Source organism: Pseudoalteromonas sp. TAB23, assembly GCF_000498075.1.
GTDB lineage: Bacteria > Pseudomonadota > Gammaproteobacteria > Enterobacterales > Alteromonadaceae > Pseudoalteromonas > Pseudoalteromonas arctica.
This window is the reverse complement of record NZ_AUTP01000166.1, coordinates 24,804-45,640: the sequence shown is the minus strand read 5'-3', so window position 1 is coordinate 45,640 and position 20,837 is coordinate 24,804. Positions and strand designations below refer to the sequence as shown.

The following is a 20,837-nucleotide window of genomic DNA, read 5'->3' as shown; positions in this document are numbered from 1 at the left end:
AAGCCGATTTAGCCATTGTTGTAGGCGGTGACGGTAACATGCTTGGCGCAGCACGCGTACTTGCGCGCTTTAACATTGCTGTAATTGGTGTAAATAGAGGCAACCTTGGTTTTTTAACTGATTTAAACCCCGAAGGGTTTGAAGCGAGCTTGGAGCAAGTGCTCAGTGGTGAGTATCTTGAAGAAAAACGTTTTTTATTAGAAGTAGAAGTATATCGCCACAACGAATTAAAAAGTGCAAACTCAGCCGTTAACGAAGCGGTACTTCATGCCGATAAAGTAGCGCACATGATTGAATTTGAAGCTTTTATAAATAATGACTTTGTGTTTTCTCAGCGCTCCGATGGTTTAATAGTATCAACCCCGACAGGCTCTACGGCGTATTCACTTTCAGGTGGCGGTCCAATATTAACGCCAGAACTAAATGCTATATCGTTAGTACCTATGTTTCCTCATACCTTATCTAGCAGACCTTTAGTGGTAGATGCCGATAATGAAGTTCGTTTAAAGCTAAGCCTAGAAAATACAGATAGCCTACAGGTAAGCTGCGACAGCCACGTAGTGCTAGCCGTATTACCCGGCGATGAGGTAGTAATTAAAAAAGCCGATAAACAATTGCGCTTAATTCATCCAAAAAATTACTCTTACTACAACGTTTTACGTACAAAACTGAATTGGGGTAGTCGTTTGTACTAGGGCCTGTTTATCTTTCGAGGTTAAATTTGCAGCTGCATATTTGGTATTTAGACAAGGCAGAGCCTGTGTTGTGTGGTTATTCCCCATAAATAGGCGATAACGCAACATAAAGGCCAAACATGCGCTGCCCTCAGGGTTCTTTCTAGGGGCGATTGACTCTTTGTTGCTCGGTTTTTACTTAGCCCACTAGGTTTCAAACCTCGCGCCGCGATTAAATCCCCCCTAGATTGAACAAATCTTAATCCTGAAAGGTAAACACGCCCTATTCTTATTGCCAAATTTAGTACTATAAAGCAAAATGGCGACTTAAAATAATAATCAACTAATTTAGGAACGAGTAGCAATGACTTATGTAGTATTCTTTGCTTTACTGCTATTAATTACACTTTTATACAGTTACCTCAAAATTGAGAGTAACCGTAAAAAAGCGATAGAAGCTAGAAAAAAGCTATTTAATGAACGTGTTTCGCATGTAAATACGCGCCTTAAAGCAAAGCTTAATGATCTACTTGATGCTAAAATAATTCGCCCAAAATACGTTCCTCGCATTCAAGCTATTGTAAATAATTTTTTTGTTGTTCAATCACATACAGACGAGAACTTGCAACAGCTTGAAGATACCGCCGACCTACTAATTAATACGTTGTCCAACGAGTTAATTAAAACCAATCAAACAAATATAATTCAACCATTGATCGATAATGTACAGTACTTTGTATCTGAGTTGCCCCAGCAAGGAATTTTGTACAATAAGAGTTTTTATATTAATACATTACCTCCCCTCATTGCTCTGCTTAAAACCGAAGAGAGTATACAACCTACTGATATTGTTGATGATAAAATTGATGCATCTTCCCAAACTTCCGATACACAGTTTACTCAAGATGTAAGTGTTGCTTAAATAATAAAAAATTAATTTGCAAAAAACCAAAACACTGTATAAATTAACAGTTAATTGACTGGATGGATAAACAGTATGTTAATTGGTTTAGAAGTTAAAAATTTTGCAATCGTAAGTAATTTAAGCACCGAATGGCGCAGCGGTATGACTGCGATCACAGGTGAGACAGGTGCTGGTAAATCTATTGCTATTGATGCCCTATCGCTATGCTTAGGTGAGCGCGCGGAAGCATCAGCAGTTCGCCCAAGCTCTGATAAAGCAGAAGTATGTGCACAATTTGACTTAACAGATCTACCGCTTGCTCAAGCATTTTTAGAGCAACATATGCTAAGCACTTCTGACAACGAGTGCTTATTACGTCGTGTTGTTTGTAAAAATGGCCGAAGTAAAAGCTATATTAATGGTAGTGCAGTTACCGCATCACAATTAAAAGAACTTGGTCAATATTTAATATCTATTCATGGACAACATGCCCACCAATATTTATTAAAAGCTGAGCATCAGTTACAGCTTTTAGATGCCTATGCAGGGCATCACCACTTAGTAAACTCAGTAAATAAAAACTATAAACAGTTTGCTAACTTACAAAAAGAATTTAAACACTTAGAACAACAACAGCAGCAACAAGCAGCGCAAAAACAATTGTTAGAGTATCAAGTTGCTGAGCTTGATGAATTTGCATTACAAGAGAATGAGTTTGATTTAATTGAGGCTGAGCATTACAAACTAAGCAATAGCCAAACAATATTAGAATCGTGCCAACGTGAGTTACAACACTTATATGAAAGTGATGAGCAAAACGCTTGCTCATTACTACAGCACAGCGCTCAACAATTTACCGAACTGGCTCAATATGACGAAAGTTTAGCAAGCGTAGCTGCTATGCTTAGCGAAGCCGCTGTACAAGTTGAAGAAGCAAGCCGCGAAGTGCGCAATTACACTGAGCAAGCAGATTTAGACCCGGCACGCTTAGTTGAAGTAGAGAATAGGCTAAGTGGAGCGATGGATTTAGCGCGTAAGCATCATATAAAACCACAGCAGTTAGTTGAGTTTCATCAATCGATTGCTCAAGAACTTGAGTCAATAAGTAATAATAGTAATCGTCTGGAGCAGCTTGAGTCAGAAATAGAAAGCGCGTTACTTAGTTACAAGCAAACTGCTGATGAATTAAGTAAAAGCCGCTGCGAGTATGCTAATACACTTAACACACTAATAAGTGAAAGCATGGCTAATTTATCAATGGAAAACGGTGTTTTTGAAATAGCCTTAACTCAAGAGAGTAATCGTACACCAAACAGCCTAGGCTTTGATAATGTCTCGTTTTTAGTATCAACTAATCCGGGGCAACCACTTCAGCCATTAGCTAAAGTAGCATCAGGTGGTGAGCTTTCTCGTATAAGTCTTGCTATACAGGTAATTATTGCCCAAAAAGTAACAACCCCAACGCTTATTTTTGATGAAGTTGATGTAGGTATTTCTGGCCCAACGGCATCTGCTGTAGGTAAGCTATTACGCCAATTAGGTAAGTCGACTCAAGTGATTTGTGTTACTCATTTACCGCAAGTTGCCAGTAGTGCACATCAGCAATTTTTTGTAGCTAAAGAAATAGCACAAGGCGAAACGTTTACTCATATGCTGCCTTTAAATAAAGATGGCCGTATTAATGAAATAGCCCGTTTACTTGGCGGCGATAACATAAGCAAAACAGCTAAAGCAAATGCTAAAGAACTAATAATGGCTCACGCCTAATGTGTTAGTAAATAACGTCTTCAAGGATTAAATAATGCACAGTACTTTAGTTGATTTTTGTATAATTTTAAGTTGGTTGTTATTAGTACTAAGCACCTGTTTAATTATATTTAGTAAATATAAACATACTTGTTTTAAACAACGTTTATTTAAGTTTTTAAATAGCTTTTTAGTTTTTCAACTAATCGTTGTGGCCTATTACTTTACTAGCGAAAAAATAAATGGACTAAGTGATTTAGGTGTTAGTTATTGGGTTTTAATTACAATGCAGATTGCGTGTATTGTAATATGCTACATGAGCTTAAAACGCAGAAAGGCTAAAATAAGGCCATCCCTTGATTCGTTTTCAATGGATTAAAGTAAATAAACATTTAAAAAGAGCACGTTCTGTTTTTACCTTGCTCTTTTGCTTTATAAAGTAGTTCATCAGCATGCTTAATATCTAGGTCAATTGAGCGCTCAGCGTTTGCAGCTGTGATGCCAATACTTAGCGTTATATTTACACTATCTGAAAATAAGCTTACAGCTGAAGCTTTAAGGGCATTATGGATTTTTTCTGCAACGAGCTCGCCCTCATCAACGGTTACATTTGGAATCACAATTAAAAACTCCTCACCGCCCCAACGTGAAGCAATCGCATTTTGCGGAATATTATTTTCAAATGTTTTGGCTAAATGGATAAGAGCTTCATCGCCAAAATCATGGCCGAATTGATCATTAATTTTTTTAAAATTATCTACATCAGCTAATAATATTACAAACGGAATATTATTATTTTTAAGCTCATTTTTAAAAGCTATAAGCTTATTCATAGTGAAACGACGGTTTGGCAGATTAGTGAGTGGATCTATAGTTGCTAAAAATTCATTTTTTTGGCTTAAAGCAATTAATTTACTGCTGTATTTTTCTCTTGAAAATTCGTAATAACCACTCAGCGATGCAACAATTATAAAAGCGAGTATGATTCTGACTGGAAACTGCTCAGGATTGTAGTCATATATATTAAATGTATCAGCGCAATAGAAACCGAGAACAATCGCCGATAAAAATAAAACAATATCAAACGTCCCTCGTTTAAGCCCTCGAATTGAATAAGTAACAGGAGACACTATAAATATCCATATAGGCCCTGTACCTTGTGCTCCTCCTGTAAGTACAAGATAAAACATCAGTGCATACAGGTTATATAAAATTACAGTTGCAGACTTCTCTACACCTCTACCTATATTAAACGCCGATAAGTAAACAAACGAAGAAACAACCAAAGTAAATGCTAATAAATAGCTACTGTTAATAAATGCTAAGCTAGCCATCGAAAACGTTGCTATAAAGCCTATTGAGGAAAAGAGCCGAACAATGAGCTTCCTTTCTAAATTGTTTGAATATTCGTACATAATTTCTATTTATTTATTAATGTATAAAAGCAAACTTATAGATATAAAGTAAGCAAACCGTAAACAGCGTGCAATAATGAACCTACTTTATATTTAAATCAACTATTAAGGTTAGTAATTAGCACTGACAATTGTGCACATATTTTTAGCCTCTTGCATTTATCTCAGGTAAGTACATTTTTACGATATTAAATTGCTTGGCACTAATACCATTTGCTAAATTATATAAGTACGCCCTTTTATTCCTGCAATAATCGAACTGACTGGTAGTCAAAAAATAATATAAACCTGCACAGTTAAAGATGGTAGTAACTATTCTATGAATTGTGCCTGGACCGAGTAAACAACACATTAATCAATAAAAATGCCGCTACAAAAAAGTACACGCATTATACCAATCCGCGATAATACTCAATCAATTTTAAGGATTGAACTTGGCGCTAACTGCGTTAAAACTTTCGAAATACGACTGCATGAATACAAAGCAATGTAGAGGTAATTACCGAGAACACCTAAGTAGCGAAACTTTAGCCTCATTATCGACATAATTTTGTTATCTCAAAATAGATTACTTAATTAAGCGAATTGGTATTAGAGTATATAAACGACATAGAAGAAAGAAGTGTCGATAACGTTTATATATATGAAACGAGCCCTGAAAGCCGCTTAGCAGATACCCAAAGAAATCGCATTTGGCTTAGAAAGAACACCCCATAATGGCAAAGCAGTTTCTCTGAAAGTTACTATATAAGGTTTCTACATGAAGTTACTAACAAAAGGTGTTGTTCAAGAAAGCCATACAAAAGGTGGTATAAATATAGCCCCATTTGTCACTAATTACGTTGACATTACATTTGGATAAAACAAATAAAAAAGCAAGCCACTTGGCTTGCTTTAAATATCGTTATTTTAACACGAAAAATTAAACTTTTAAGTAATCCATAATACCTTCTGCAGCGTTACGTCCTTCAAAAATAGCAGTTACCACTAAATCTGAACCACGTACAATGTCGCCACCAGCAAATATTTTAGGGTTAGTAGTTTGATGTGTAAACTCACCTTGCTCTGGTGCGTTAATACCGCCCCAGTTGTTTATTTCTACATCGTATTTTTCTAACCAATCCATTTTGTGAGGTTGGAAACCAAACGCCATAATAACTTGATCTGCTTCAATAACATGCTCTGAACCAGGTACTTCTTTAGCACGGCTTCTGCCTTTTGCGTCAGGTTCACCTAATTTAGTTTTAACCATTTTAACGCCGGTCACTTTACCTTTATCGTTCAATACAATGCCTTTAGGCTGAACGTTATACGTAAATATAACGCCTTCTTCTTTCGCGTTTTTAACTTCACGTTTAGAGCCTGGCATATTTTCTTTATCACGACGATAAGCACACGTTACTTTTGCAGCATTTTGTCGAATAGACGTACGCACACAATCCATCGCTGTATCACCACCGCCAAGTACAACTACTTTTTGATTAGCCATATCAATACACGGTTGTTTTGTCTCGTCGTAGCCCATTACACGGTTCGTGTTACCAATCAAAAACGGCAATGCATCGTGAACACCCGCTGCATCTTCATTTTCAAGACCTGCACGCATACTCTGATACGTACCAACCCCTAAAAACACAGCGTCGTAATCAGCTAAAATTTGATCAAGTGTAATATCAACACCTACTTCAACATTTAACTTAAATTCTACGCCCATTTCAGTGAAAATTTCACGGCGCTTTTGCATTACTGATTTTTCAAGTTTAAAAGAAGGAATACCAAATGTGAGTAGTCCACCTATTTCTGGGTGACGATCAAACACTACTGGTTTAACGCCATTTCGCACTAAAATATCAGCACACCCTAAACCTGCAGGGCCCGCACCAATAATGGCTACNNNNACTTTTTTGTCAGTCCATGTTACATAAGACATATCAGGCTTCCAGCCCATTTTAAATGCCTCATCAGTAATGTATTTTTCAATATTACCAATTGTAACCGCACCAAACTCTTCATCGAGCGTACACGAGCCTTCACACAAGCGGTCTTGTGGGCAAACACGCCCACAAACCTCTGGTAAGCTATTTGTACGATGAGAAAGCTCAGCCGCCTCTATAATACGGCCCGTGCGTATTAACTTTAACCATTGTGGAATGTAGTTATGTACTGGACATTTCCACTCACAGTATGGGTTACCACAATCTAAACAACGGTCAGCTTGTGAGTTAACCTGATTCTCTGAAAAGGGTTCGTAAATTTCTACGAAAGATTTTTTACGTGACGAGATTGGTTTTTTGCGTGGGTCTACACGCTGCACGTCTATAAATTGATATACATTTTCGCTCATACTGCCCCCTTATTGCGCCTGAACACGTAGTTCGGCACTACTGCGAGCGCGATGCCCGAGTAAACTTTTTACGTCACTTGATATTGGTTTTACTAATTTGAACATCGGTAAGTACAATTCAAAGTTAGCCAAAATACTTTCTGCTCTGCACGAACCCGTAAGCTCTAAATGCTCAGCAATTAAGCCGCGTAAATGTTCTTGATGCGACGTTAATTCGTCTAGTGTTACTATTTCGACAAGCTCTGGATTAATGCGTTTTTCAAAATCATTTCGCTCATCTAAAATATAAGCAAAACCACCTGTCATACCCGCGCCAAAGTTAACGCCTACATTGCCCAGTACACATACAACGCCGCCCGTCATGTATTCACAACAGTTGTCACCTACACCTTCAACAACCGCTTGCACACCTGAGTTACGAACTGCAAAGCGCTCGCCTGCACAACCTGCAGCAAACAGTTTGCCGCCTGTTGCACCGTATAAACATGTGTTGCCTGCAATTGTGGCTTTGTGACTTTCGAACGACGAGCCAAGTGGTGGACGAATAACTAGCTTACCGCCCGCCATGCCTTTACCTACGTAATCGTTTGCATCGCCAACCAGTGTCATTTCAAGGCCACCGGCATTCCACACACCAAATGATTGACCCGCAGTACCGTGTAGCTCAATTGCTACAGGATCTGCCGCCATACCTTGGTTGCCATATTTATCAGCAATATAGCCAGAAAGCATTGCACCTACCGATCTGTCGGTATTACAAATACGACTTACTAGTGAAATACCGCTTGAAGCATCAATTGCTTCTTGCGCCTTAGCAAGTAGGCTCTCATTAAGTTTTCCTAAATAATGTGAGCTATTAGGCGCACTGCAATAAAGTGTTTCACCTGTTGGGTTATTAGGCTGAGCAATTACTGAAGATAAATCAATTTTCTTCTGTTTTGCTGTTTTGCCTTCAATTGCTTCAAGCAAATCTAAACGACCGATTAAATCAGTTAAATTTACAACACCTAAGCTAGCCATGATTTCACGTGCTTCTTGCGCTATAAACTTAAAGTAGTTCATCGCCATTTCTGGTAAGCCGTGGTAATGCTTTTGACGAAGTGTTTCGTCTTGTGTTGCAACACCGGTCGCACAGTTATTTAAATGGCAAATTCGTAAGTATTTACAACCAAGCGCAACCATTGGGCCGGTACCAAAGCCAAAGCTTTCTGCACCTAAAATTGCCGCTTTAATTATATCTAAACCCGTTTTTAAGCCACCATCTGTTTGCAAGCGAATACGATGACGCAGTCCATTTTCAACAAGGGCTTGCTGCGTTTCTGCAAGTCCTAGTTCCCATGGGCTACCTGCATATTTAACTGAAGTAAGTGGGCTTGCGCCTGTACCGCCGTCGTAGCCAGAAATAGTAATTAAATCGGCATACGCTTTAGCAACACCCGTTGCAATGGTTCCTACGCCTGGTTCTGAAACCAGTTTTACAGAAATAAGTGCTTTAGGGTTTACTTGTTTTAAATCGAAAATTAGCTGCGCTAAATCTTCAATTGAATAAATATCGTGATGTGGTGGTGGCGAAATTAATGTAACACCTGGAACAGAATAACGAAGCTTAGCAATATACGGGGTTACTTTTTCACCCGGTAATTGACCGCCTTCGCCTGGTTTTGCACCTTGCGCTACTTTAATTTGAATAACGTCAGCACTGCGTAAGTAATGCGGCGTTACGCCAAATCGACCTGAAGCGACTTGCTTAATACGCGAGTTTTTCTCGGTACCATAACGCAGCTTATCTTCACCGCCTTCACCAGAGTTTGAACAACCACCTAAGCGGTTCATTGCAATTGCTAGAGCCTCATGCGCTTCTGGCGATAATGCACCAATACTCATTGCTGCTGAATCGAAACGCTTGTATAGGTTTTCTGCAGGCTCTACATCATCGATGCTAATGCCTTGCTCTGGAATTTTAAGCGCAAGCATGTCACGTAAAGTGGCAATAGGACGCGTATTAACAAGTTTTGCATATTCACTGTAATCACTATATTCACCAGAACGAACTGCTTTTTGCAGGGTTTGGATTACATCAGGGTTATAAGCATGATACTCGCCGCCATGTACGTACTTAAACAAGCCGCCGTGGCTTAATAATTTACGCTTACTTAGAGCGAGTTTGTGTAAGCTTTGCTGATCGTCATCAAAGTCGGTAAAGCATGCGCCCTGTATGCGACTTGCCACACCTTTAAAGCACATTTGTACAATAGCGTCAGATAAACCAACCGCTTCAAACAACATTGAGCAGCGATATGACGCAACCGTACTTATGCCCATTTTAGACATGATTTTGTATAAGCCCTTGTTAATGGCTTTACGGTAAGCAAGAGTTACTTCGCAATACGACTTATTAATAATTTTGCTGTCGCTCATCGCAACTAACGATTCATACGCAAGGTATGGATAAATTGCCGTAGCACCAAAGCCTAATAACACAGCAAACTGGTGCGCATCACGCACGCTACCGGTTTCAATGATAATGTTTGATTCACAGCGAAGATTGTTATCAACTAATCGTTTTTGTACCGCACCTACAGCCATAGCTGCTGGAATCGGCAAATTTGCTTCATCAAAGTTACGGTCGGTTAAAATAAGCATGATACAACCAGCGGCTGCTTTTTCTTGTGCTTGGTCACAAATACGCGTTACCGCATTTTCTAAACCTTCTTCAACTGTGTAGGTAATATCAATTTTACAGTAGCTGTAATGCGCTTCATCAGCATTTAATAGCTGCTGCATGTCTGCGTACATTAAAATTGGCGTATCAAACTGTAGGCGCTTAGCATGGCCTGTTGTTTCGTTAAATACGTTTTGCTCACTACCAATACATGTCGCAAGTGACATTACATGATTTTCACGCAGTGGATCGATAGGTGGGTTTGTTACTTGCGCAAATTTTTGGCGGAAGTAATCATACAGCGAACGATGCCCTTCACTAAGCACAGCAAATGGCGTGTCATCACCCATTGAGCCGGTTGCTTCTTGGCCGTTTTCACCCATTACACGAATAACGCTATCAAGCTCTTCGTTGGTATAACCAAACATTTTTTGATATTTAGCTAGCGTTTCGTCATCAAATGAGCGATTACCGGCGTCTTGCTCAGTCAGTTCTTCAAATGGAACTAAACGCTTAACGTTCTCCTCAAGCCATGACTTGTAAGGATGGCGAGATTTTAAATCTTGATCAATTTCATCAGAGTGCCAGATTTTGCCAAGTTTAGTATCAATGACTAATAATTCACCTGGACCAACACGGCCTTTTTCAACCACTTCATCGGCAGTGTAATCCCAAATACCTACTTCTGATGCAAGCGTAATAAAACCATCTTGTGTAATTACATAACGCGCAGGACGAAGCCCATTACGGTCAAGGTTACAAGCCNACAATACCGGCGGGGCCATCCCATGGTTCCATATGCATAGAGTTAAAGTCGTAAAATGCACGTAAATCATCGTCCATTGCACGGTTTTTTTGCCATGCAGGTGGCACGAGCATACGCATAGCGCGGAATAAATCCATGCCACCAGCTAAAAACAGCTCAAGCATATTATCTAGGCTTGATGAATCAGAACCGGTTTCGTTTACAAACGGCGCTGCGCTTTGTAAATCAGGAATAAGCGGTGACGCAAACTTATATGAACGTGCGCGTGCCCACTGGCGGTTACCTTCAATAGTATTAATTTCACCATTGTGTGCTAAATAGCGGAAAGGTTGAGCTAAAGGCCAACGCGGTTGTGTATTAGTAGAAAAACGCTGATGAAAAACACAAATCGCACTTGTCATACGAATATCAGCTAAATCTAGATAAAAATTAGGTAAATCTGCAGGCATCATTAAGCCTTTATAGATAGTTACCAAACCAGATAGACTTGCGATATAGAAAGCTTCGTCATCAACAATGCGCTTTTCAGCACGGCGGCGCGCTACGTACAAGCGACGCTCTAAATCTTTAGAGCGCCAACCTTCTGGCGCGCTAACAAAAATTTGTTCAAAACCTGGTAATTGCTGTACAGCAATAGGACCCAACATAGATGGGTCAGTTGGCACAACGCGCCAACCTAAAATATTTAACGTTTCTTTTTCTAATTCTTCGCTAAGTATTTGTTTTGCAGCTTGCGCTAAAACAGGGTCTGAATTTAAAAATATCATACCCACTGCGTAGTTTTTGCCTAAGTGCCAGTTATGTTCACTAGCAATAGCACGGAAAAAGCTATCTGGTTTTTGTAATAATAAACCACAGCCATCACCTGTTTTACCATCGGCAGATATACCACCACGGTGCTGCATGCGATCAAGCCCCGTAATAGCAGTACGAATAAGCCTATGACTAGCTTGACCATTAACTTGGGCTATTAAGCCAAAGCCACAATTTTCTTTTTCTAACTTTGAGTCGTATAACATAGACCCCTCCCCTTGCTGCACTGTTAGCGTGGATGAACTGCTCGACGATTTGCTAACAGACGGACAAAACTAGCCTCTATCTTAAATAGAGTCAATAGCACTTTGAATACATATTCACATTCTTGAATATTTCTCACTTCATAGCAAGATTTCTTTTTATCATTATTTTTAACATTTAGCGTTATTTTAACCACTATTTTTTCATGACACTGGTGTCAAGTTTAACATATTGTAAAAAACACAAGCCTTCAGTGTGCCAGCTTACGTAAACGTAAAGGCAACCGAAAGTGAATAAGTATTCAGCGCTAGAGGGGCTATTCAGTTAACATTTAGATAGTTTTATGCTATTTCATTACTTTAATGGCTTAACATCCCCGATTATTGCTGCTCATTAGTATAGTTATGAAAGTTCATGTCATTTTTTGTACGTTAATAGTGAATTTTTATTTAAAACTATGTCCGATGCGGACACATAAACTGTCCGCGGACATAAATTTCAATAACAAAAAAATAAAATCACTTAAATATCAATAAGATAATAATTGGCATATTAATCGTATAGCTTTATATATAATCGCTAATTGGAATTACTATGTTTACTCTAAGCTTATTTTTACTCTCTCCTATTGCCGCTATTTGCACAGCAGCTTTATTACTGCTGTGCGAAAAATACATAAAAGCAATGTAGGGAGAATTAAATGATTAAAGATACCAGCGCACAAGACGTACAAGTAAAGGCACCTATAAGCTATAAAAAATACGCGATAATCACTGCGATTGTTTTCATTGTGGTCTCTACAATTGCTTATATTTTTTTAACGAGCCATAGCGCTAAAAGCTCTATTAGCCGCTCAAAAGTACAGATTGCAAAAGTACATGTTAAAGCGCTCATTCGAGACATTGCCGCCAGTGGTAAAATTGTTGCTGCTAATGCTCCTAAAATCTACAGTCCAGAACGTGGATTTATAGATTTAAAAGTAAAGGCCGGCGATACAGTAAAGCAAGGCAACACACTTGCCCTGCTGCAAAGCCCTGAGTTAACTAATGAATTGAAGCAACAGGAGTCTGTACTTAAAAGACTTGAAGGCGAACATCAAAGGCAGCATTTGCAAGCAAGACGCCAAACACTCACCTTAAATAAAACACTCGATATGGCACAAGTTGAGCTTAACGCCGCTGAGCGCGAAAATCGTCGCGCACAGTTATCAATACAAAAGCACTTAATTAGCCAAATTGATCTAGAAAAAGCAGTTGATGATTTATCCCGAGCTAAGCTCTCCTATAAGCATGCGCAGCAAGAGGTATTGCTTGCCAAAGACACGCTCGCTTTTGAACTACAAGCTGCTAAAAGTGATGTGACCCGCCAACAACTTATTGTTGATGACTTAATCCGAAAAGTAAGCAACCTATCTATTAAGGCTACCGTTACTGGGATCGTGGGTAACCTATTAGTGCAACAAAAAGCCGCTGTGACGCAAAGCCAACCTCTTATGACTCTCGTCGACTTAAGTAATTTTGAAGCCGAACTCCAAGTTCCTGAAAGTTACGCAAACGAATTAGGGCTCGGTATGGAAGTAGAGCTTAAGTTAGGCAATGAAACAGTGATGGGGAATTTATCCGCCATATCACCAGAAGTTAATAATCGTGAAGTAACAGCACGCGTCCGGTTTAAAGGTGTTACTAACAACATTCGTCAGAACCAACGCTTAACTGCACGTATTTTACTCGACAACCGAGAAGGTGTAATGCAAGTAAAGCGTGGTGCATTTATGCAGCAAGGCGGAATTATAGCTTATAAAGTCGATGGCAATATCGCAAAGCGTATACCTATTACAATAGGCGCCACCAGCATTAATGCGGTTGAGCTTTTAAGTGGACTAAAAGAAAACGATGAAATTATTATTTCAAGCTACAGCGACTTTAAGCAAGCCAACACGATTTTATTAAATTAAACAGACGTTCTCAACCAACGCTAAAAATAATTAGGAACAACCATGTTACAAATGAACAATGTAAGTAAAGTATACCAAACAGAAATGGTACAAACCCATGCGCTTCGAGATTTTAATCTGCAAGTAAACGAAGGCGAATTTATTGCTGTTACTGGTCCTAGCGGCTCAGGAAAAACAACCTTTTTAAATATTGCAGGTATGCTCGAGCCTTTTAACGAAGGTGAATACCTGTTGGATGGCGTTAATGTTGGCAGCCTAAACGATAACCAACGTGCTGATTTACGTAATCAAAAAATTGGCTTTATATTCCAAGGCTTTAATTTGATCCCCGATTTAAATTTATATGAAAACATAGAAGTTCCTCTTCGCTACAGAGGGATTAAAGCAAATGAGCGAAAACGTCGAATTGAGCAATGCCTTGAACAAGTTGGTTTAGCATCTCGCGCTAAACACTTACCTCAACAACTCTCTGGTGGACAGCAACAACGTGTGGCAATAGCCCGTGCGCTTGCTGGTGAACCTCGTTTTTTACTTGCCGATGAGCCAACAGGTAACCTTGACAGCTTAATGGCTCGCCAAGTTATGGAGTTACTTGAGCAAATAAATCGCGACGGTGCCACTATTGTAATGGTAACGCATGATAGCGAATTAGCTCGCCGTGCTCCGCGTAATATTCAAGTAGTTGATGGGCAGCTTGCCGACTTTACACTTTATCAGGGCGCGCAAACTATAAAAACAGCATCGGGGGTTTAACTAATGTTTATTCATTATTTAGATTTAAGTTGGCGCAGCTTCAAGCGCACCCCACTGGTTAGCTTTTTAATGGTACTTGCCATTGCGATAGGTATAGGCATAACAATGACCAGCCTTAGTGTTTATCACATGATGTCGGCCGATCCTATCCCAGAAAAAAGCAGCCAACTTTACAGTGTGCAATTACAAACAATGGACGATGGTAGTACGTGGCGGACAGAAGATAACATGCCACTGCAACTGACCTATCAAGATGCAGAGAACTTATTAAACGCACCCACGTCAGAGAAAAAAGTGGCTATGATGCGTACCGGCTTTTCAGTTTATTTAGACTCCGACAAAATAAAACCTTTTATAGGTAATGCTCGCATGACAACGCCTGACTTTTTTAGCATGTTTAATTTGTCATTTTTATACGGCGGGGCTTGGAGCAAAGAGCAAGAAGACTCAGCCGTACCTGTGGTTGTTATTACCCAAGAGATAAACGATAAACTATTTGCAGGACAAAACTCCGTCGGAGAACTGATTTACTTAGATGATGCAAGCTATCAAGTAGTTGGTGTTATTAACCATTGGCCTCTCAATATTAAATATTATGATTTAAATAACGGTGCATTTAATCAAGTAGAAGAATTATTTATGCCCTTTAGCTTAATAAAGGCAAAAGAGCTCGTAAGTTGGGGCAATAGCAATGGATGGAAACACGAAAACACACCAACCTTTGCAGATAAACTGCAATCTGAGCAAGTATGGATCCAGTTTTGGGCAGAGCTAAATACGCTTGAACAAAAACAAGCCTATCAAAATTACTTATTAGCCTACATGCAAGAACAACAAAAACGTGGTCGATTTAATCGTAAAGAACTTGAGTATAAACTTCGCGATGTAAACCAATGGATGCAATACAACAACGTCGTCACCGAAGACAATAAAATTTTAGTGGGCCTGAGCTTTATGTTCTTAGGTGTCTGCTTAGCCAATATTTTAGGTTTACTTTTAGCTAAGTTTTTACGCAGAGCGCCAGAAGTAGGTGTAAGGCGCGCATTAGGTGCTAGTAAAAGGCAAATATTTTTACAGCACTTAGTTGAGGTCGCCATGCTTGGCTTTATAGGTGGCATGCTAGGAATTGTACTAGCACAACTTGGCTTAATGGGCGTAGGGCAAAGCTACGACTACTATGAAAACTTAGCGACAATGGATTTAACCATGCTATTGAGCGCTCCATTGATTGCAATTACAACCTGCATTTTGGCTGGTTTGTACCCAGCTTGGCTAGTGTGCAAAACCAACCCTGCCATTTATCTTAAGAGCCAATAAGGAATTTAACAATGTTAGAAATAAAACCTATATTCAACGCCTTATGCCGCTCAAAGGTGGGCGCTGTATTACTGCTAATTCAAATTGCAATCACAACGGCAATAGTCAGTAATGCTGCATTTATCATTCAAGACAGAATTAGCTATTTAAACCAAGAAACGGGCTACCCTGAACAAGATATATTTAAGTTTAATGTAATGACCTTTGGTACTGATATTAACTTAAGTCAGCAGTTTGAGCTTGATGAAAGCATGCTTAGAAAAATGCCAGGCGTGGTCGATGCCGCATTAAGCAGTAGTATTCCACTATCAGGGAGTGGCAGCGCTTCGAGCTTTAATTTAAAACCTGCTCCACAAGAAGGCCTAAGTGTCAGGACCGCTTATTTTTTTATAGATGACCACGCAATTAATACCTACGGCGTTAACTTAATTGCAGGGCGAAACTTTACCGAAGATGAAGTGCTCGTTACAAACGAAATTACACAAAAGCGCACCAACGTCACTATAGTCACTAAAGCCTTACTTGATGAGCTCTACCCTGATGGAGATGGTTTAGGGAAAATAGTTTATTTTGGCGACCTACCACTTAAAATTATTGGCGTGATCGGGAAAATGAAAGGCCCGTGGCTCAAAGACAGTAAACCCGATAATCTTGCGTTTATTCCTTATATTAAAGCAGCAAGTTATGCACAAGTTGCCGTTCGTACAGAGCCTGGTCAGCGAGCAGCTGTAATGAAAGAAATAGAAAATACTATGCTCGAAAATTACAGCAAACGCGTTATTAATAACATTAAAGGACTTGATGAATTAAAAAATGAGTATACCGCTCAAGATCGCCTCATGATGCGCATGCTCATAGTATTAATCACTATTTTAGTGCTTATAACCGCTCTCGGTATTTTTGGCTTAACCTTATTTAATATTAGCAAACGTACTAAGCAAATTGGTACACGCAGAGCACTTGGCGCAAGAAAGTCAGCTATTGTTAGCTACTTTTTAGTAGAAAATGCATTAATTTGTAGCCTAGGTTTAGCCTTAGGTGTAGTAACAGCAATACTGCTTGGGAAAATGTTAATGCAGTATTTTTCTGTAGCTGCACTACCGCCAAGTTATATAGCCGTTACCGCCATTGCCGTATTTTTAATGAGCTTACTTGCGGTATTAGCGCCGGCTAAACGCGCTGCTAATATTTCGCCCAGTATCGCAACTCGCACAATTTAACCTAGAATCCGCTTGAGGTAGATTTATTATCCAGAGTTTAGGTTACTAAATCATGCAAAAATCACTATGCTACACTGATTAGTAAGGCAGTGTAGCCATTATAAAATTATAAAAATAACCTATGACTCATAAAATACTCATTGTTGATGATAACCAAGCAGTACTCGATGCACTTTCATTGTTGCTCGAGATCCACGACTTTTCGGTAGTCACTGCAACAAACCCGTTTGATGCTCTGCAAATAGTTCGCTATCAGCGAATTGAGCTTGTAATTCAAGACATGAACTTTACCAGCGACACAACCTCTGGCGAAGAAGGTAAAGCCTTGTTTTATGAACTACGAGAAATAAACCCACACCTCCCTATTATACTTATTACAGCCTGGACCGAACTTGCTACCGCTATTGAGCTTGTAAAAGCAGGTGCTGCCGATTACTTACCAAAACCCTGGGATGATGCAAAACTACTAGTTTGTATCGCTAACTTAATAGAGCTAGGCAGTGCTAAAAAAATAGTTGCTACACATAATCGCCATCAACAAGAGCGTGAAGGTACATTTAAAGGCGCAGACCTTGCCGGGCTAATATTTAAAAGCACGGCTATGGAACGACTGGTCACTATGGCGCTCCAAGTAGCTAAATCTGATATATCTGCATTAATTACAGGCCCTAATGGGAGTGGTAAAGAGTGCATTGCGCATATCATTCAAAAAAACTCCCCACTTGTATCGCAACCTTTTATTAAGGTAAACGCAGGCGCACTACCACAAGAACTTATAGAAGCCGAACTTTTTGGCGCTGAAGCTGGCGCATACACGGGGATAACTAAACAACGTATTGGTCGATTTGAAGCAGCTGATGGCGGTACGTTATTTTTAGATGAAATTGGTAATTTACCACTCTCAGGACAAATAAAATTACTACGCGTAGTACAAACCGGCGAGTTTGAACGTTTAGGCTCAACACAAACACAAAAAGTAAATGTGCGAGTAATATCGGCTACTAACGAAAACTTACTACAAGCAATTGAACAAGGTCGATTTAGGGAAGACTTATATTATCGCCTTAATGTAATTGAACTCAATGTGCCTGCCCTTAGCGAAAGGCAAGATGATGTTTTAGCACTCATTAGCCACTTCTTACCTCACCGAGAGCTGACTATAAACACAGAGCAAGCACTTCAACATTATAAATGGCCAGGTAACGTTCGAGAGCTAGAAAATGCTTGTAAACGTGTAGCGGTACTAAAACCAACAGGTGCGCTTACAGTCGATGACTTTGCACTTTCGTCATCGGTTACTGCTCAACAAGAAGCAAAAGCAGAACCGACCAAACAGGAAATAGAACACGCAATGCGCGCTCATCAAGGTGTTATAGCCAAAGTGGCCCGTGAATTTGGTTTAAGCCGACAAGCACTTTACAGGCGATTACAAAAAATGGGTATTGATTATTAATGCCAAACATTATTAGCCACTTTACCCTAAGCCAAAAGGTTGTGTTAATTTGCGCACTTTGTAGCGCGCTGCCTGTTTTTATTATTGCCGCACTTAGTGGTTTTGATATGTACTACACTCTGTTTTTAATATTACTAACGCTTGCATTTAGCACCTTGCTTTCAAGAGCTCTCACCAAGCCAATAAAGCTTGGCATGCAATCGCTCGAAACCGGGTTGCTTAATTTTAAAGATGGTGAGCTCTCCAGCTTACTAGCGTATAAAAGTAATGATGAACTTGGAAAACTATGCCGACTTTATAATCAAACCGCTAAACAGCTTCGCCAAGAAAAACAATGGATTTACCAGCGCGAGTTAATGCTTGATAAAGTATTGCAAAGCTCGCCGCAAGCGTTATTACTGGTCAATGATAATAATACGGTGGTATTTAGTAATTTAATTAGCCGTAGTTTATTTAATAGCGCAACCCGCCTTGAAGGTATGCAGCTAAGTAAATTACTCGAAAATTCCCCTCTGCAATTAATAGCAGCTATAGAGCACGGTGTTGATGGCCTCTTTAATATAGAAATAGAGAATCAAGACTCGCAAACTTGGCATTTAGCCACCGGGGAGTTTTTACTCAATAACCAAAAGCATCATTTATATATATTTAAACAATTAACCCGTGAGCTTAGTCGCCAAGAAGTTGCCGTGTGGAAAAAGGTAATACGCATTATCAGCCACGAATTGAATAATTCACTCGGCCCTATGTCGTCCATGTTACATAGCGCACAATTGCTCGCAAATAAAGTTGATGAGCCCCGCCTTGCCCGTGTATTTGCAACTATTGATGAGCGAATTAGTCATTTAACTGAATTTGTACAAGGCTATGGCAAGTTTGCTAAATTACCTCAGCCACAAAAAACACGGATTAACTGGCAAAATACACTCAATAATTTAAAAAATCACTGGCAATTTAGCTACGAAATAAAAAATCCACACAATGAATTACAAGCTGATCAAGCCCAACTCGAGCAGCTGCTCATAAACTTATTAAAAAATTCACACGAGTCAGGCTCCAACTCCAATGAAATACATATTCAGGTCGAATTTGTACCCCAAGCTTGTGTTATAAATGTGAGCGACTGCGGCAAAGGTATGAGCGAGCAAGTAATGGCAAATGCTTTAGTGCCCTTTTATTCTACAAAAAGTACGGGGAGTGGTTTAGGGCTAGCCTTATGCAGAGAAATAGCAGAAGCGCACCAGGGGCATATAAGTTTACATAACAAAATAGAGGGCGGCTTAAACGTACAAGTGAGCCTTCCTTATTCGTAAATTCACAAAAATTAAAAACAACAAAGCCACTTAAAAAGTGGCTTTGTGTTTAAAGAGCTTAATAACCTGATAGCAGGTTGAGTAATAAAATTACTCTGCGTCAGCTTCTTTATATTTAGCAGCAGTTTCTGTAATTAACGGCTGTAATTCACCGCGTTGAAACATTTCGATAATAATGTCACAACCACCAACTAACTCGCCATCTACCCAAAGTTGTGGGAATGTTGGCCAATTTGCGTATGCTGGAAGCTCAGCACGAATGTCTGGGTTAAGTAAAATATCAACGTATGCAAATGGTTCACCACATGACATTAACGCTTGCGATGCTTGTGAAGAAAAACCACAATTAGGTAATTTTGGTGACCCTTTCATGAAAAGGATTATTGGGTTTTCTGAAATTTGCTGTTTAATTTTATCAATGGTTTCCATCTACAACCTCAAAGTAACGATAGCTAAATATATTTAGGTCTTGAAAATAACTCATCGTGACCACAAATATATAACTTAATATGGGCAAATAAAGCCGCAATTGAAATAGTCTTTCGCAATAGCATTGCTGTTTGCTTAAACTTGAGTAAAATACTCAACAATTATAGTAACACTATATTACCGCTTGGTATAGGTAACTGCTCTGTTTCAACAGGCATTACGTATTACCAAATGGACTATCAACCAAAGAAGATGGAGATAAAAAAATGGCATTTGAACTACCGTCACTACCATATGCAATCGACGCACTTGAGCCACATATTTCAAAAGAAACACTAGAGTTTCACCATGGCAAACACCACAACACTTACGTGGTTAAGCTTAATGGTTTAATCCCTGGTACTGAGTTTGAAAACAAATCTCTAGAAGAGATCGTATGTTCATCAGAAGGCGGCGTATTTAACAACGCAGCACAAATCTGGAACCATACTTTTTACTGGAACAGCTTATCTCCAAACGGCGGCGGCGAGCCTACTGGCGCAGTTGCTGATGCAATCAACGCCAAATGGGGTTCTTTTGATGCGTTTAAAGATGCATTAAATGACAAAGCAGTAAATAACTTTGGTTCAAGCTGGACGTGGTTAGTTAAGCTTGCTGATGGTTCACTAGACATCGTTAATACATCTAACGCTGCTACACCATTAACTGATGATGGCGTTACTCCAATCCTTACAGTGGATTTATGGGAACACGCTTACTACATTGATTACCGTAACGTTCGTCCAGATTACCTTAAAGGTTTTTGGTCGCTTGTTAACTGGGAATTCGCGAACGCTAACTTCGCTTAATTAGCCTTTAAACGCTAATGTA

At 39.4% G+C, this 20,837-nt stretch carries 13 protein-coding genes and 1 pseudogene; 10 read left to right on the top strand and 4 right to left on the bottom strand.

Annotation, left to right across the window (positions count from 1 at the left end):
- The 3 genes from nadK to recN form a co-directional block, all read left to right on the top strand.
- A partial coding sequence (gene nadK / locus L654_RS0107385) for an NAD(+) kinase (protein WP_024598351.1) occupies nucleotides 1-695 on the top strand: 695 nt, incomplete at its 5' end.
- Nucleotides 696-1,038: 343 nt separating this feature from the next.
- Entirely contained in the window at nucleotides 1,039-1,596 is a 558-nt protein-coding gene (locus tag L654_RS0107380; RefSeq protein WP_024607689.1) for a hypothetical protein, read from the top strand.
- A 75-nt stretch (nucleotides 1,597-1,671) separates the two neighbouring features.
- Nucleotides 1,672-3,345, top strand: a complete 1,674-nt coding sequence (gene recN / locus L654_RS0107375; RefSeq protein ID WP_007584560.1) for a DNA repair protein RecN — start codon at nucleotides 1,672-1,674, stop codon at nucleotides 3,343-3,345.
- A 371-nt stretch (nucleotides 3,346-3,716) separates the two neighbouring features.
- On the opposite strand, the gene L654_RS0107365 is transcribed toward recN, so the two are convergent.
- From L654_RS0107365 to gltB, 3 genes and pseudogenes are all read right to left on the bottom strand, one after another.
- Entirely contained in the window at nucleotides 3,717-4,739 is a 1,023-nt protein-coding gene (locus L654_RS0107365) for a GGDEF domain-containing protein (RefSeq protein WP_343223535.1), read from the bottom strand.
- A 922-nt stretch (nucleotides 4,740-5,661) separates the two neighbouring features.
- On the bottom strand, nucleotides 5,662-7,083 hold the full coding sequence (locus tag L654_RS0107355) for an FAD-dependent oxidoreductase (RefSeq protein WP_024607687.1): 1,422 nt from the start codon (nucleotides 7,081-7,083) through the stop codon (nucleotides 5,662-5,664).
- Nucleotides 7,084-7,092: 9 nt separating this feature from the next.
- Nucleotides 7,093-11,530 (bottom strand): annotated as a pseudogene (gene gltB / locus L654_RS01000000125695) (glutamate synthase large subunit).
- Nucleotides 11,531-12,228: 698 nt separating this feature from the next.
- Here gltB and L654_RS0107345 point away from each other — a divergent pair.
- The 6 genes from L654_RS0107345 to L654_RS0107320 all read left to right on the top strand — a co-directional run bounded on the left by L654_RS0107345 (nucleotide 12,229) and on the right by L654_RS0107320 (nucleotide 19,538).
- Complete coding sequence (locus L654_RS0107345) at nucleotides 12,229-13,482, top strand: HlyD family efflux transporter periplasmic adaptor subunit (protein WP_024607686.1); 1,254 nt, start codon at nucleotides 12,229-12,231, stop codon at nucleotides 13,480-13,482.
- A 42-nt stretch (nucleotides 13,483-13,524) separates the two neighbouring features.
- The gene (locus tag L654_RS0107340) at nucleotides 13,525-14,235 is read left to right on the top strand and encodes an ABC transporter ATP-binding protein (RefSeq protein ID WP_004335374.1); all 711 of its coding nucleotides are present in this window, start codon (nucleotides 13,525-13,527) and stop codon (nucleotides 14,233-14,235) included.
- A gap of 3 nt (nucleotides 14,236-14,238) precedes the next feature.
- Nucleotides 14,239-15,552 carry an ABC transporter permease gene (locus L654_RS0107335; protein ID WP_024607685.1) on the top strand — a complete coding sequence of 438 codons (1,314 nt, stop codon included), beginning with the start codon at nucleotides 14,239-14,241 and terminating at the stop codon, nucleotides 15,550-15,552.
- Nucleotides 15,553-15,563: 11 nt separating this feature from the next.
- Entirely contained in the window at nucleotides 15,564-16,772 is a 1,209-nt protein-coding gene (locus L654_RS0107330) for an FtsX-like permease family protein (protein WP_024607684.1), read from the top strand.
- A 121-nt stretch (nucleotides 16,773-16,893) separates the two neighbouring features.
- On the top strand, nucleotides 16,894-18,225 hold the full coding sequence (locus tag L654_RS0107325; RefSeq protein ID WP_024607683.1) for a sigma-54 dependent transcriptional regulator: 1,332 nt from the start codon (nucleotides 16,894-16,896) through the stop codon (nucleotides 18,223-18,225).
- Nucleotides 18,225-19,538: an ATP-binding protein gene (locus L654_RS0107320; protein WP_024607682.1), complete on the top strand. Its 1,314-nt coding sequence runs from the start codon at nucleotides 18,225-18,227 to the stop codon at nucleotides 19,536-19,538. The genes L654_RS0107325 and L654_RS0107320 overlap by 1 nt, the downstream gene beginning before the upstream one ends.
- A gap of 90 nt (nucleotides 19,539-19,628) precedes the next feature.
- Here L654_RS0107320 and L654_RS0107315 read toward each other — a convergent pair whose 3' ends face one another.
- Complete coding sequence (locus tag L654_RS0107315; RefSeq protein ID WP_004335359.1) at nucleotides 19,629-19,967, bottom strand: Grx4 family monothiol glutaredoxin; 339 nt, start codon at nucleotides 19,965-19,967, stop codon at nucleotides 19,629-19,631.
- A 266-nt stretch (nucleotides 19,968-20,233) separates the two neighbouring features.
- Between L654_RS0107315 and L654_RS0107310 the strand changes: the two genes are divergently transcribed.
- Complete coding sequence (locus tag L654_RS0107310; RefSeq protein WP_002960323.1) at nucleotides 20,234-20,815, top strand: Fe-Mn family superoxide dismutase; 582 nt, start codon at nucleotides 20,234-20,236, stop codon at nucleotides 20,813-20,815.
- Nucleotides 20,816-20,837: the final 22 nt, after the last annotated feature.